At 66.5% G+C, this 13,767-nt stretch carries 11 protein-coding genes; 2 read left to right on the top strand and 9 right to left on the bottom strand.

Translation table 11 applies throughout. The features are described 5' to 3' along the window. Positions 1-72 precede the first annotated feature (72 nt). From NH396_RS07270 to NH396_RS07240, 7 genes are all read right to left on the bottom strand, one after another. Positions 73-867: an energy transducer TonB gene (locus tag NH396_RS07270; protein ID WP_153635269.1), complete on the bottom strand. Its 795-nt coding sequence runs from the start codon at positions 865-867 to the stop codon at positions 73-75. A gap of 1 nt (position 868) precedes the next feature. Further along, on the bottom strand, positions 869-1,267 hold the full coding sequence (locus NH396_RS07265; RefSeq protein WP_043331884.1) for a biopolymer transporter ExbD: 399 nt from the start codon (positions 1,265-1,267) through the stop codon (positions 869-871). Beyond that, positions 1,260-1,883 (bottom strand): MotA/TolQ/ExbB proton channel family protein, encoded by a 624-nt coding sequence (locus NH396_RS07260; protein WP_253062581.1) that lies wholly within the window; start codon positions 1,881-1,883, stop codon positions 1,260-1,262. Before NH396_RS07260 ends, NH396_RS07265 begins: the two co-directional genes overlap by 8 nt. Then, positions 1,876-3,327: a MotA/TolQ/ExbB proton channel family protein gene (locus NH396_RS07255; protein ID WP_253062579.1), complete on the bottom strand. Its 1,452-nt coding sequence runs from the start codon at positions 3,325-3,327 to the stop codon at positions 1,876-1,878. The genes NH396_RS07260 and NH396_RS07255 overlap by 8 nt, the downstream gene beginning before the upstream one ends. After that, positions 3,327-4,238: a DUF3450 domain-containing protein gene (locus NH396_RS07250; RefSeq protein WP_253062577.1), complete on the bottom strand. Its 912-nt coding sequence runs from the start codon at positions 4,236-4,238 to the stop codon at positions 3,327-3,329. The genes NH396_RS07255 and NH396_RS07250 overlap by 1 nt, the downstream gene beginning before the upstream one ends. A 318-nt stretch (positions 4,239-4,556) precedes the next feature. After that, entirely contained in the window at positions 4,557-5,483 is a 927-nt protein-coding gene (locus NH396_RS07245; RefSeq protein ID WP_253062575.1) for an FAD-binding protein, read from the bottom strand. Then, positions 5,480-6,232, bottom strand: coding sequence for an electron transfer flavoprotein subunit beta/FixA family protein (locus NH396_RS07240; protein WP_107335326.1), 753 nt, complete (start codon positions 6,230-6,232; stop codon positions 5,480-5,482). The genes NH396_RS07245 and NH396_RS07240 overlap by 4 nt, the downstream gene beginning before the upstream one ends. Before the next feature lie 593 nt (positions 6,233-6,825). Between NH396_RS07240 and NH396_RS07235 the strand changes: the two genes are divergently transcribed. Beyond that, the gene (locus NH396_RS07235) at positions 6,826-8,469 is read left to right on the top strand and encodes an electron transfer flavoprotein-ubiquinone oxidoreductase (protein ID WP_153635265.1); all 1,644 of its coding nucleotides are present in this window, start codon (positions 6,826-6,828) and stop codon (positions 8,467-8,469) included. Positions 8,470-8,710: 241 nt separating this feature from the next. Further along, positions 8,711-9,946 (top strand): dicarboxylate/amino acid:cation symporter, encoded by a 1,236-nt coding sequence (locus tag NH396_RS07230; protein WP_253062573.1) that lies wholly within the window; start codon positions 8,711-8,713, stop codon positions 9,944-9,946. A 106-nt stretch (positions 9,947-10,052) separates the two neighbouring features. Here NH396_RS07230 and NH396_RS07225 read toward each other — a convergent pair whose 3' ends face one another. Together NH396_RS07225 and NH396_RS07220 are read right to left on the bottom strand one after the other, a co-directional pair. Then, positions 10,053-11,012, bottom strand: coding sequence for a sulfurtransferase (locus NH396_RS07225; protein WP_253062571.1), 960 nt, complete (start codon positions 11,010-11,012; stop codon positions 10,053-10,055). Positions 11,013-11,134: 122 nt separating this feature from the next. Continuing rightward, positions 11,135-13,684: an ATP-dependent helicase gene (locus tag NH396_RS07220; RefSeq protein WP_253062569.1), complete on the bottom strand. Its 2,550-nt coding sequence runs from the start codon at positions 13,682-13,684 to the stop codon at positions 11,135-11,137. Positions 13,685-13,767: the final 83 nt, after the last annotated feature.

Raw genomic sequence — 13,767 nt, 5'->3', positions numbered from 1 at the left:
CATCAGAGATGACGACATATGACACACATCAGACACCCGATGAAAGCCCGCGCCATGGGGTCATGGGTTGCCTCAACGCAACTGGAACTCGAGCCGCTGGCGCGCTTGGCGCGCATTGCCCGCGGCCGGGAATTCCCAGCGCGCGATCGCCTTCATCGCCGCCCTGTCAAACACGCCCGACGGCTCGGCACGCACCACCCGCAGCGAGCCGCCATCGACATTGCCGTCCGGACGAATCACGAAGGCCACCTCGACGAAGCCCTCGATGCCGCGGCGACGCGCGCGACTCGGATATTCGGGAGCGGTGCGTACGGTGGGCCGCGGTGAACCACCCTGCGCCGCCGGGGCTGCCTTGGGCTTTGACGGCTTCGCCGCGGCCTGTGATGACGCGTCAGACGCCGACTGCGCCGATGAAGCGGCCTCGGCCTGCCTGGCGACCGCCTTGGGTTCCGGCTTGGCCTTGGGTGCTGGCTTGGGCGTCGGTTTCGGCTTGGGGGTCGGCTTGGGCGGACGCTCGACTTCCAGCGGCGGCAGGCTGTCATCCATGGTCAGCTCCGGCGTCGGCGGCAATGGCGTCTTGACCTCGGGAATCGCCACCGGGCTTGTCGCCTTGGGTGCCGGCATCGGCGCTGCCTTGGGTGGCGGCGGTGGCTCGGCCGGCGGCGTGGGCAGACTTTCACTCGCCGCCGGCGCGGGCTCCGGTGCCTCTTCAGGCGCCTGAACGGTGGAGACCGACAGCGGCTCCGGTGGCGGCGTGTCGTTCACCGGCGGCGCGACCAGCAGCGCCAGCGCATAGAACAGCACCAGCGCCAGCAAGGCGCCGCCGACAAGCCCGACGAGTCGATTGGCATACAGGCGTCGCGTCATGTCATTCGCCCTTCGAGGCGGCGACCGCGATGTCCTGCACACCCGCGTTGCGCAGCGCATCCATCGTCTCGACCAGCAGGCCGGTCTGTGAGCGACTGTCGGCCTGGATCACCACCGGCTGACCATCGGCAAGATCGGCCACGGCGTCGCCGACGCGATGGGCATCCACCGGCTTGCCGTCGACCCACACCGCGCCCTCGGCGGTGATGGCGACCATGACCGCCGCGTCAGGGCGCGCCGTGGCATTGGAGGCTTCCGGACGCTGGATCTCGACTCCGGACTCCTTGACGAAGCTGGTGGTGACGATGAAGAAGATCAGCATGATGAAGACGACATCCAGCATCGGCGTCAGATTGATCTCGCCGCTGTCTTCCGCGGCCTCCATGCGACGTCTACGCATGTGGTGTCTCGCTTGTATCAGAGGAGGAATCAAAGCCGTTCGCAGCGGACATGCCGGAACGTGCATCGTCGACGGCGCGCGCCAGACGGTCGTGCAGACGCTGGTCTTCACGACGCACCACGCGCTCGAAGCGCGTGACGAACATCAGGCCCACCACCGCGACCGCCATGCCGGCCAGCGTCGGCAGCGTGGCACGTGCCACACCATCGGCCATGGCACGCGCCTGGCCGGTGCCGGCGATCGCCAACGAATCGAAGACATGGATCATGCCGGTCACGGTGCCCAACAGGCCGGCCAGCGGGCAGATCAGCACCAGCAGCTTGAGCCACGGCAGCGGCGCGCGCAGACGTGACAGCAGCTCACGGGTCAGCACTTCGCGATGGGTGAGCGCCGACCAGCTGTGGTGTTCGCTGCGCGCCACCCAGTCGTGGATCAACTGCTGACGCGCCGGACGATGCACGAGCCGCCAGTAGAGGCCGCGCTCCAGCGCCAGCCCGAACAGCACCATGGCGATCAGGCAGATCACCACGATCAGCGGGCCACCGCTTTCCACCAGCCGCATCACTGGCGCGAAGCCACCGCTCAGCAAGGAAGAGGCGGACAACGAATCAGGCATGCTCGATATCCCGCTGACGCGCCGCCGCGCTGGCAGCCTTGCTCGGAGCGCGCTTCTCGAGGTGGTCGGCCAGACGGGCACTGGCGCGGCCCTCGAGGCGGCCCATCAGGCCCTTGGACAGGCTGGAAAGCCCGGTCTGGGCGAACAGCAGCGGCACGGCGGTCACCAGACCCAGCACGGTGGTCACCAGCGCCTGGGAGATACCGCCGGCCATCAATTTCGGGTCGCCGGTACCGAAGACGGTGATCGACTGGAAGGTGCCGATCATGCCGGTCACGGTACCCAGCAGACCCAGCAGCGGCGCGATGGCAGCCAACAGCTTGACCAGCGCCTGGCCACGTTCGAGCCTGGGCTGCTCGGCCAGCAACGCCTCGTCGAGACGGGCTTCGAGCGCTTCCGGCTCGTGATCGTGGCGCATGCCTTCAAAGCGATGCAGCACACGACCCAGCGGATTGTCGTCACTGAGCTGGCTCAGGTCGGCTTCCTGACGCTTGACCGCCCGACGGGTCAGCGACAGACGCACCAGCTGGATCAGCGCGATGATCAGGCCCAGCACGCCCAGGCCGACGATGACATAACCGACGGCGCCGCCCTGCTTGAGGCGCTCACCGAGACGCGGCGCCCGCGCCAGTGCCTGGGTGACATCACCACCGGTGGGGTCGAAGCTCAGACGATCACTATCGCCGGCATCGAAGGCCGCCAGCTGCTTGCGAATGCGCAGCGGCGTGGTACCCGCAAGGCCGAGGGTGTCCAGCGCCGAGGGGCCATCCACGGCCTTGTCTTCCGACAGCGGCGCCAGCAGGTGACGACCGCTGAAAGCCATCTGCTCGCCGACGCGCACGATCTCACGCGGCTTGATGCTGCCATCCGGCCCAGCCAGCGGTGCCTGGAAGCGCAGTGCGCGACCGCTTTCGGTGGCGATGCTGCGGATGTCCGCGGTCAGGGCGGCGAGTCGCTCGCGGCCCGGCACCTCATCGCGCGGCCCCAAGTCCGGCAGACGCGCCTGGCCGCCGACCAGCAGCCAGTTGCCCGCCAGCGCTTCACGCGTCTCGCGGGCATGCTTGCGCGCCACCTCGAACACCTGGCCGAGATCGCCCTGCTGGGCCTGGCGCTCTTCGTCCAGACCGCTGAGAGTCGCCTGTTGCTCCTGCGCTTCGGCCTCGAGGGTCGCGCGCGTCTCGCGCAGGCTGTCACGCCGCGCCTCGGCCTCGCTGACCGCCGCTTGCAGTGCCTCGCGATCCGACAACAGGGTGTCGAGACGCGCCTGATCGCGGCCTTCGGCCTGACTGGCGGCCTGTTCGAACTGCTCGACGCTCAATGACTGCTCGGCACTGCCGGTCGCCGCCAACACGGCAGGAGACGACAACGTCAGCAGCCCCAGGGTGCCGGCCGTCAGCAGCAGGCGTGACAGAGACGCACGTGGCGCTTGTGAATTCGTCGCCATCAGCTGGACTCCTGCGCGGTACGGGGTGTGGTGGTGCGTGTGCTGGTGACTGCCGCGGCAGCCTGATCGGCGCTCTCGAGCGCGGACTGCGACAGGCGCCCCTTCGGCGCCAGCTCGACATCCTCGACCGGCACCGACAGCGGCAGGGTCACCAGTGACGGTGCCTGCTGGTCACGCGCCATGCTGATGCCCTTGCGCAGCGCTTCCAGGCCGCTGTCATCCAGTACCTGCCAGCTGCCATTTCTGGCCTGCCAGGCGCCACCATGCTGACCATCCAGCGTCAGGTAATAGAGGCCGACGCGGCCGACACGCAGATACTGCACCTCGGTGTCTTCCCCACCGACAAGCCCTGCGCGCCAGGTATCGAAGCCCTGACCGTAGCTCAGCTCCTGCTGCCAGGCATTGAGCAGCTGATCGAGGCGCTCGTCATTGCTCAGGCTGGCATTGGAGAGGTTGTCACGCAGACGCTGGACGCGCGCGAGGCGCTCGTCCTTGAGAAACGGCAGATCCTGCTCGATGAAGTCCTCAAGCTCCTCGACCTGCTGACGCAGCAGGCCCGGCAGCGACTCACGCGTGGCCTCGAGATTCTCCAGCGCCGTGCGCTGGCGCTCGATACGCGCCGCGCGATCAGCATTCAGCGGCGTCAGCTCCGCGGTATAGCTTTCCAGACGCGCGGCTTCCTGACGCGCTTCGCGCAGGCGCACCAGCAGCGCACGCGTCTCGTCATCGGCGGCGTCGATACGCGCCTGCAGCTCACGCTGGGCTTCCTGATGAGTGGCGGCACTGTCACGCAGTGTCTCGGCATGCGCGGGCAATGCCGTGGCTGTCAGCGGTGCAAGCAGCACCAGTGCCGGGAGCAGGCCGCCAAGGGCTCGCACGCACGGGAAGGGGAAAGAAGTCGAACGCCGCACGGACATCTCCTGAAGAACTAGGCTTGGTTGCATCCTCGGTCGCCTGCCAGGCCGCTAGTGGCTTCCGAGTGGAAATGCAAATCACTGGCATGGACGGTATTACAAACAAGAACAATTATCAATTGATCTTGCCTCGCTCTGCCCCATCAACAGGCCCTGAAACCTGCAATGCAGCGTTGCACTTTTCTCCTGACGCTCTCCCCTGCCCTCGCCCCAACCCTTGCCCGCAGACACAAAAAACGCGACCCGCCAAAGCGGGTCGCGTTGATTGGCCAGGGCACCTTGCGGTGTCTCGGCCTCAGCCTTGCGGGGCGTTGCTCAGAGCTTGCCTTCCAGCTCCGGCAGTACCTCGAACAGATCCCCGACCAAGCCGTAATCCGCGACCTGGAAGATCGGCGCTTCGTCGTCCTTGTTGATCGCGACGATGACCTTGGAGTCCTTCATGCCCGCCAGGTGCTGGATCGCCCCGGAGATGCCGACGGCGATGTAGAGATCCGGCGCGACGATCTTGCCGGTCTGGCCGACCTGCATGTCGTTGGGCACGAAACCGGCATCGACGGCAGCGCGTGAGGCACCGATGGCGGCGACCAGCTTGTCGGCGATACCGTTGAGCAGCGCGAAGTTCTCACCGTTGCCCATGCCGCGGCCACCGGAGATCACCACCTTGGCGGAGCCAAGCTCAGGGCGCTCGCTTTCCGCCAGGGTTTCCTCGACGAAGCTCGAGACACCGGCATCCTCGACCACATCCACGGCCTCGATGGCCGCCTGTCCGTCGAGCGCGACCGGATCGAAGCCGGTGGCACGCACGGTGATGACCTTGAGCACATCGTCGCTCTTGACGGTGGCGATGGCGTTGCCGGCGTAGATCGGGCGTTGAAAGGTATCGGCGCTCTCGACGGCGGTGATCTCGGAGATCTGCGCCACGTCCTTCAGTGCCGCGACACGCGGCATGAAGTTCTTGGCGGTGGTGGAGGCGCTGGACAGCACGTGGCTGTAGTCATCGGCCAGCGCCACGACCAGTGCCGACAGGTTCTCGGCCAGCTGATGGGCGTAGACGGCATTGTCGGCGACACGCACACGCGCGATGCCGGCAAGCTTGGCGGCCTGCTCGGCGACGGCGCCTACGCCCTCACCGGCGACCAGCACGTCGATATCGCCTCCGATGGCGCTTGCGGCTGCCACGACACTCGCGGTGCTGCTGGTCAGCTGGCCATCATGATGATCGGCAATGACGAGAATGCTCATGAGATCACCTTTGCTTCGTTCTTGAGTTTGTCCACCAGCTCATCGACGGAGCCGACCTTGATGCCGCCCTGACGCTCGGCCGGCGGCGTGACCTTGACCAGCGACACCTTGGAGGCCGTGGAGACACCCAGTTCTTCCGGCGTCTTGACGTCCAGCGGCTTCTTCTTGGCCTTCATGATGTCCGGCAGCTTGGCGTAGCGCGGCTCGTTGAGGCGCAGGTCAGTGGTGACCACCGCCGGCAGGTTCAGCTTGACGGTCTGCAGGCCGCCATCGATCTCGCGGGTGACGTTGACGCTCTCGCCATCGACCACCACCTCGGAGGCGAAGGTACCCTGCCCCATGCCGGTGAGTGCCGCCAGCATCTGGCCAGTCTGGTTGTTGTCGGCATCGATGGACTGCTTGCCGAGAATCACCAGGCCGGGCTGTTCTTCCTCGACCACCTTGGCCAGCAGCTTGGCCACGGCCAGCGAGTCGACGGCGTCATCGGTCATCACCTGTACGGCGCGATCGGCGCCCAGCGCCAGCGCGGTGCGCAGCTGCTCCTGAGCGGCCTTCGGGCCGATGGTGACGGCCACGACTTCGGTCGCCACGCCCTTTTCCTTCAGGCGCACCGCTTCTTCCACGGCGATCTCGCAGAAGGGATTCATGGCCATCTTGACGTTGGTCAGATCGACGTCAGACTGGTCCGCCTTGACGCGAATCTTGACGTTGTAATCGATGACGCGTTTCACCGCGACGAGTACTTTCATGGTGTCCTCGCTGATTTCTCATGGAGTACCAGTGACCGTGAGGTCGCCAGCGCTCGATTCATGCAAGCGTTTGATAGGTGAATATCTTCCAAAGATGACCGTGATGACAAGTGTCTCGCCACGATATCCGCTGGCACCCGACGGATGAAGTCAGCCAGACCGGCGTGGTTTTCACTGTCCGGGCGCCGCCATTCTCATGCGGGCATCTTGCGCAGAATTGGTTGCCGGGGTCAAACCTGACAATCACTCTCAACACGCCCGAGCGTGAAACCCATCGGGCGATTTCCTGCAACACCCCCGGTAGCTATTACGTCAGACCCAAGCATAATAAACAAACGGTCGTTTTAAATGCTACTGTTGCGGCATGCTATGCGGCTGCTTCGCGCCAGCGCCTTGTGTCGAGCGGCCAGTCATCCGTGCAGGACATGGCGAGCCAGCGTGAGTCGCACCCCTATTTTCACTCCGACGAGTCGTGCCCTGACGCACGCCACGTCGGAGGTTCACTGCCCAGCGAACGGCCATGGTCGTTCGTGACACGCCCGCCCCGCCGGATCCGCGGGGCCCTGACGGCGCAAAGATTGAGGAGACGGGTCATGGAACGCGAATTCATGGATTTCGACGTGGTCATCGTCGGTGCCGGCCCTTCCGGCCTGGCGGCGGCCTGCCGACTGATGCAGCAGGCCAACGCGGCCGAGAAGGAGCTGACGGTCTGCGTGGTCGAGAAAGGTTCTGAAGTCGGCGCGCACATCCTGTCCGGCGCCGTGCTCGAGCCGCGTGCATTGACCGAGCTGTTCCCCGACTGGGCCGAACGCGGCGCCCCGCTCAAGACGGCCGTCACCCGTGACGAGGTCGTGCTGCTCAAGGATGACCAGAAAGCGCAGGTCATCCCCAATGCACTGGTTCCCAGGACCATGCACAACGATGGCAACTACATCATCAGCGCCGGCAACCTGACCCGCTGGCTGGGCGAGCAGGCCGAGGAGCTGGGCGTCGAGATCTTCCCGGGCTTCGCCGCCCAGGAAGTGCTGCACGGCGAAGACGGCACGGTGCGCGGCATCGTGGTCGGTGACATGGGCGTGGCCGCCGATGGCAGCGAAAAGGATGGCCACATGCCGGGCATGGAGCTGCGCGGCAAGTACACCCTGTTCGCCGAGGGCTGCCGTGGCCACCTGGGCAAGCAGCTGATCTCGCGCTTCTCGCTCGACAGCGAAGCGGATGCCCAGCACTACGGCATCGGCTTGAAGGAGCTGTGGGATGTGCCCGCCGAACAGCACCAGCCGGGGCTGGTGGTGCATGGCAGCGGCTGGCCGCTCAAGGGCAACGCCGAAGGCGGCTTCTTCCTCTATCACACCGATGACCAGCAGGTGGTGGTGGGCCTGATCGTCGATCTCGCCTACGACAATCCGTACCTGTCGCCCTTCGATGAATTCCAGCGCATGAAGCAGCATCCGACCCTGGCCCGCCATCTCGAGGGCGGCAAGCGGGTCTCCTACGGGGCGCGTGCCATCGCCAAGGGCGGCCTCAACTGCCTGCCGAAGATGAGCTTCCCCGGCGGTCTGCTGATCGGTTGCGACGCCGGCACGCTCAACTTCGCCAAGATCAAGGGCCTGCATACCGCCATGAAGTCCGGCATGCTGGCAGCGGAAAGCGTGTTCGACGCCATCAAGGGCGGCGACGAAGGCGGTGAAGACCTGGTCGACTTCGGCAAGCGCTTCAAGGACAGCTGGGCCTATGAGGAGCTGGACGCCTCACGCAGCTTCGGCCCGGCCATGCACAAGTACGGCACCTTCCTCGGCGGCGCCTACAACTTCCTCGACCAGCTGACGGGCGGCCGCCTGCCGACCCTGCATGACACCACGCCAGACTACGCGCGCATGCGCCCGGCGGCTGAGTGCACGAAGATCGAGTACCCCAAGCCGGACGGCAAGCTGTCCTTCGACAAGCTGTCCTCGGTGTTCCTCTCCAACACCAATCACGAGGAAGACCAGCCGTGCCACCTGCGCCTGTCCGACCCGGAGCTTCCGGTGCGTGACAACCTGCCGCGCTACGCCGAGCCCGCCCAGCGCTACTGCCCGGCCGGTGTCTACGAGATCGTCGAGGAGGCCGGTGAGCCGCAGTTCCAGATCAACTTCCAGAACTGCGTGCACTGCAAGACCTGTGACATCAAGGACCCGGCGCAGAACATCACCTGGGTCGCGCCGGAAGGCGGCGGTGGCCCCAACTATCCCAACATGTAAGCCCCAACAAGCAAGCCCCTGCTGCCCGCCAGCTGACAACGCCGCCACGGCCCTGCCGTGGCGGCGTTGTCGTGTCTGCCCCTCCTCATTCCTCAGCGCCGCAGGCGCGGAAGCCTTGCGCCCCGTAAGTGCTTCTTGTTTTATTCCAAAACAATCTCAAAGCGATTGTTGATATAACAGCTTCCCGGTAGCACATTAGCCTCCCTCGAATTCAGATTCATGCCATCGCTTCGGAGCCACCATGTCCGTCACACGCCAGATACTGCTCGCCCTGGGGCTGGGCATTCTCAGCGGCCTTGCCCTGAACGCCGGGGCAGGCACTCTGCCCGAGGGCAGCGTTGCCTGGCTCGACAGCCACCTGCTGACACCGGTGGGCCAGATCTTCCTGCGCCTGCTGCAATTCGTGGTGGTGCCGATGGTGTTCGGCGCCCTGATCATGAGCCTGACCAACCGCGAAGGCGGCGCCGACGTCGGTCGCCACGCCGGGCGCCTGCTGGGCAGTTACGTGGTCACCAGTGCCGTGGCGCTGACGCTGGGCATGCTGGTCGCTCACTGGCTGACGCCGGGCGTTGGCGCAGAGAGCCTGGTGGATTCAGCGCCTGAAGGCCGCAACGCCGACAGCATCGCCCAGTGGCTGGTGGGCCTGGTGCCCAACAATCCCTTCACCGCACTGGGTGGCGGCGGCCTGCTGCAGGTCATCTTCGCGGCCGCCCTGATCGGGCTGGCAATGCGCGCCCTGCCGGAGGAAAGCGCGCCGTTGCATCGTGTGATCGAGAGCGGTTACACCGTCAGCCTCAAGGTGCTGTCCTTCGTGCTCAAGCTGGCGCCGGTGGGGGTCTTCGCGCTGATCACCTCGGTGATCGCCACCCAGGGGCTGGATTTGCTGATGCGCCTGGGCATGTACGTGATCGGCCTGATCATTGCGCTGGCGCTGATGGCGCTGCTCTATCTGGTGCTGCTGGCCGTCACCGGTGCCCGCCCGCTGGCCTTCGTGCGCCACTTCGGCCAGAGCCTGGGCTTCGCCTTCGGTACCGCAAGCTCCGGCGCGACCCTACCACTGGCGCTGGGCAATGCCCGCGACTACGGCATGAATGACTCCTTGGCCAGCTTCGCGCTGCCCTTCGGCACGGCGCTCAAGCGTGACGGCGCCGCTGTGCTGCAGGGCTTCAATGCGCTGTTCGTGGCGCAGCTGTTCGGCATCGATGTCACCACCTCGCTGGTGATCACCGTGTTCACCACCGGCCTGCTGGTCAGCTTCTCGACGGCTGGCGTACCGGGTGCGGGGCTGGTCGCGATGACCACCGTGCTGGGCGCGGCAGGTCTGCCGCTGGAAGGTGTGGCCGTGGTCGCCGGGGTGGACCGTTTCACCGATGGCCTGCGCACCGCCCTCAACGTGATGGGCAACTGCGCCAACGCCGCCCTGCTGGAGCGCTTCGATTCACGCAAGCCCGCCGCCGAGCCCAAGACGCAAGCGTAAGCACGCACGCACGCACGCACGCGAAGAGTCAGACAAAGCGCCCCACAGACGACAACGCCCGCCAGAGAAACCTCTGGCGGGCGTTGTCATGTCTGAGCAGCCCTCATCACGCTGGCGCTTGCGACGACTTCTCGCTGGCCTCACCGGTGGCGACCGGACGTGCGGGATCACTGATCCAGTCGCTCCAGGAGCCGGCATACAGGCGCGGCAGCGGCAGCCCCGCGATCGCGAAGGCCAGGATGTTCTGACAGGCACTGATGCCGGAACCACAGTAGGCGATCACCCCACTCTCTGCCGGCAACAGGCTGCGCAATTCACGCACCAGGCTCATGCGGTCCTTGAAGCGACCATTGGCCTCGAGATTGCTGGGGGTCGGTCGGCAGAATGCGCCGGGAATATGGCCAGCCACCGGGTCGACCGGCTCCTGCTCACCGCGAAAACGCGCCTCGCCGCGGGCATCCAGCAAGCTGTCATCCGTGGCGGCCACCTCCTGGGCGCTTACCAGCAGGCTGTCATCAAAGCTCGGCTGCCAGTCGCTGGGTGTGGGGCTCACCGGTTGGGCAGGCGCACGCTTGAGCTCGCCCATGGCCTGATTCCAGGCCTGGATGCCGCCATCCAGCACCCGCACATCCGGATGCCCGGCCCAGGTCAGCATCCACCAAAGCCGCGCCGCCGCCATCTGCCCGCCCATGTCGTCATAGACCACCACCTGTTGCTCGGGCGTGATACCGAGGCGGCGGAACAGCTCGGCCGTCGCCTGATGTGACGGCAGCGGATGCCGCCCGCCCACGCCGTCCTCGCGCACGGCGGCCGACAGATCGCGGTCCATATCGACATGGACGGCGCCCGGCAGATGGCCTTCACGCCACAGACGCTCGCCGGCTTCCCCATCGTCGAGACGCGCACGGCAATCCAGCACCACGGGCGACTTGAGGCCCGCCATCGCCAGCTGGGTCATCAGCTGACTGGCATCGATCAGGGGCGCCTGGCGCTGGTCCGGCACCAGCAGAGACGAGGCGGAGACGGAGGCTGCCGCCAATGCGGCAGGATCAGGATACTGAGCCATGGGAACTCCTTTTCGGGCAGACGAGGATGCGCTGGAGGCATGATGGCGCTCGACGCAAGGCTTGGCAATCGCGCGACCTTGTCGCCCGAGTCTCAAGTCCATTGTCACAAGGGACACAAGGGTCACAAGGCTGTCAGCGGGGCACGCGTGGCGATCAGGCGGCGCTTGTTGCCATCGGCGAAGCGCACCTCGATCAGCGGATTGGCCTCATTGCCGGAGACCTCTTCGATCACCCCCTCCCCGAAGCTCTCGTGACGCAAGCGCTGACCGACTTCCCAATCACCGACGCGTCGCAGCACCGCCGGCTCGCCGCGTGGAGAGCGATTGCCCTGTCGAGCGCCGCGAGCATGGGTGCCGCCCGAGCTGGACTGGCCTTGCGCAGTCGACTTGCTGGCCGACCTGCCCGGGGACCTGGCGACCTTCTTCGGCAGCGCTTCCAGCGTCGGCGGCGTGATGCCGTGACGTGCCAGAGGCAGCCGCGCCAGATAGGCCTCGCCAAGCGCCGGCGCCGCCACACGCAGGCGCTCGTCGCTTCCGTCCGCTGACTCGCGGGCGGCCTCATCGCCGTCCTCGGCCTGCAGACGGGCAAGCCTGGCGCGCTTGCCGGCACCGTGAATCCAGTCGCCGAGGCGCGTGCAGTCCTCCACGCACAGCTCCGCGAGGAAGCGGCTTGGCGTATGCGTGCCACCGTCGCGCCACAGGTGCAGCTGCTCGCGGGCACGCGTCACCCCGACGTAGCACAGCCGACGCTCCTCCTCGAGTCGCTCCGGCGACAGCGGGTTGTCACGCGAGTAGGCCGGGAAGTCTTCCTCGTTCATGCCCCACAGCCCCACCAGCGGCCACTCCAGTCCCTTGGCCCCATGCACCGTGGTGATCAGCACGCCATCGGCGGCGTCCTCGACCGGATTGCGCAAAAGATTGATAAAGGCGTCGGGATCATTGGCCAGCTCCCCCGCCTGCTCGATCAGCACATCCAGCAGGCGCACATCCTCCTCGCCCTTGTCACGCCGGGCCGCGGCGCGGCGCAGCACCTTGTCGGCCTCCAGCTCATCGACCACATGGCGCAGCAGCCGCGCGGGCGCCCAGTCACCCAGCGAAGGCAGATCACACAACAGCTTCCAGCGCTTGTGCAGGTTGCGGCGTTGCAGCGGCTTGAGGCCCTCGAGAATCGGGTCTTCCTTGCGTGGCCAGCGCTGGCTGTCGGCCAGCTGCTGACACAGGCGCTCGAGGCGTTCGCGCGCGACGAAGGCGGTGGGCTGGGTGAACAGCAGCAGCAGGTGCGCCGGGTCGCGCAGACGCGTGGCATCACGCGCCAGCTCCAGATAGCCCGCCAGCGCCTGCACCAGCGGCAGGCGGAACACGAAGCGATCCCCCTGCCCCAATCGGAAGGGAATGCCGGCCTTGAGCAGCTGCAACTGCACCGGTACCGACAGCGCCCAGCTGCGCACCAGCACGGCGGCCTCGGCGCCACTGCGCCCTGACTCTCGCCAGGCCGTGAGCGCCGCGACCAGACTGGCGGCGCCCTGGCCTTCGAACAAGCGCGTCGCCGGCGTACCGGGCGCGGCCAGGCACAGCTGGTCCGGGCGGCGCGCATTGGCGGCGATGGCGTGATTGGCCGCCAGCGCCAGACGGTGGCCGTGACGGAAGGTGTAGCTGAGCGGGAAATCCAGCGGCGCGGCAAAGCTCTCGGCAAAGCGCGTCAGCATGTAGTCAGGCCGCGCGCCACGCCACTCGTAGATGCACTGGTTGGCATCCCCCACGGCCATGACTTCTGCCATGGCGCCGGAGGCTGCGGGCGACGCTTCGCCGGGCGAGGAAGCTTCGTCGGGCGACGCCTCGCCGGACGGTGCGCCCGCCAGCAGCGCCAGCATGCGCTGCTGCGCCTCATTGATATCCTGATACTCATCGATGATGACGTGCTGCAGGTGCCCCTGGATGCGCGCGCGGGTCTCGGGCTCCCTCTCCAGCTGACGCAGCGGACGGTAGAGCAGATCGGCGTAGGTCATCTGGCCGTACTGCTCGAGCAGCTGTTCAAGCTGGGTAAAGGACTCGACGAAGTGGCCGGTGTGCTCGCCGAGGTTCATGCGCTCGTACAGCAGCGTCGGCTCGCACATCTCGGCCTTGACCAGATCACAGAACTGGGCGAGCGCTTCGAGGCGCTCGCCTTCCAGCGCTGCCTCACGATCGGCGCGATCGGCATCGCCCAGCGCACGCTGGGCGGCCTGCTTGAGCAGACGCTCCAGCGCCCAGTCCTGCTGGATGAGTTCACGCGGCTCGAGGCTGCCCCAGCGCACCAGGGTGGTGGTCAGGCGATGGCCGATGGAATGGAAGGTGCGGATGTCGGGAAGCCGTGTGCCCGGCGGGGCCGACTGCGCCAGCTTGGCGACGAAGTCCTCGCGCGCCGATCGGTTGAACATCAGCACCAGAATCCGCTGCGCCGGAATGCCTTCCGCCAGCAGGCTCAGCACCCGCGCCACCAGCGTCGTGGTCTTGCCGGAGCCCGCCACCGCCGCTACCCGCGCATGCCTCCCACGATGCGCCACCACGGCGCGCTGCTGATCCGTCAGCCGTTGCGTCAGCTGATCGACGGCCAGCGCCAGTGGCGATGCTGCAACGTCTGGCCCGGAGGTTGCGGTGCTGTCGGGCTCGATGGGAGGAAGTGGTGACGACATGAAGACCTGCAATGGCTGACGGCGAGGGAAAAGGAGCGAAGCAGAACGCGAGGGGCATACGAAAGAGAGAGCGGAAGGCGGCA

Source organism: Cobetia sp. Dlab-2-AX, from assembly GCF_024124625.1.
Classification (GTDB): Bacteria; Pseudomonadota; Gammaproteobacteria; order Pseudomonadales; family Halomonadaceae; genus Cobetia.
This window is presented reverse-complemented; position numbering and strand designations above follow the sequence as displayed.

What these genes read in the sequence shown, in the direction of transcription:
- NH396_RS07270 (WP_153635269.1), bottom strand. Translation starts at nt 867, where the DNA reads ATGACGCGACGCCTGTATGCCAATCGACTCGTCGGGCTTGTCGGCGGC.
- NH396_RS07265 (WP_043331884.1), bottom strand. Translation starts at nt 1,267, where the DNA reads ATGCGTAGACGTCGCATGGAGGCCGCGGAAGACAGCGGCGAGATCAAT.
- NH396_RS07260 (WP_253062581.1), bottom strand. Translation starts at nt 1,883, where the DNA reads ATGCCTGATTCGTTGTCCGCCTCTTCCTTGCTGAGCGGTGGCTTCGCG.
- NH396_RS07255 (WP_253062579.1), bottom strand. Translation starts at nt 3,327, where the DNA reads ATGGCGACGAATTCACAAGCGCCACGTGCGTCTCTGTCACGCCTGCTG.
- NH396_RS07245 (WP_253062575.1), bottom strand. Translation starts at nt 5,483, where the DNA reads ATGAGCATTCTCGTCATTGCCGATCATCATGATGGCCAGCTGACCAGC.
- NH396_RS07240 (WP_107335326.1), bottom strand. Translation starts at nt 6,232, where the DNA reads ATGAAAGTACTCGTCGCGGTGAAACGCGTCATCGATTACAACGTCAAG.
- NH396_RS07235 (WP_153635265.1), top strand. Translation starts at nt 6,826, where the DNA reads ATGGAACGCGAATTCATGGATTTCGACGTGGTCATCGTCGGTGCCGGC.
- NH396_RS07230 (WP_253062573.1), top strand. Translation starts at nt 8,711, where the DNA reads ATGTCCGTCACACGCCAGATACTGCTCGCCCTGGGGCTGGGCATTCTC.
- NH396_RS07225 (WP_253062571.1), bottom strand. Translation starts at nt 11,012, where the DNA reads ATGGCTCAGTATCCTGATCCTGCCGCATTGGCGGCAGCCTCCGTCTCC.
- NH396_RS07220 (WP_253062569.1), bottom strand. Translation starts at nt 13,684, where the DNA reads ATGTCGTCACCACTTCCTCCCATCGAGCCCGACAGCACCGCAACCTCC.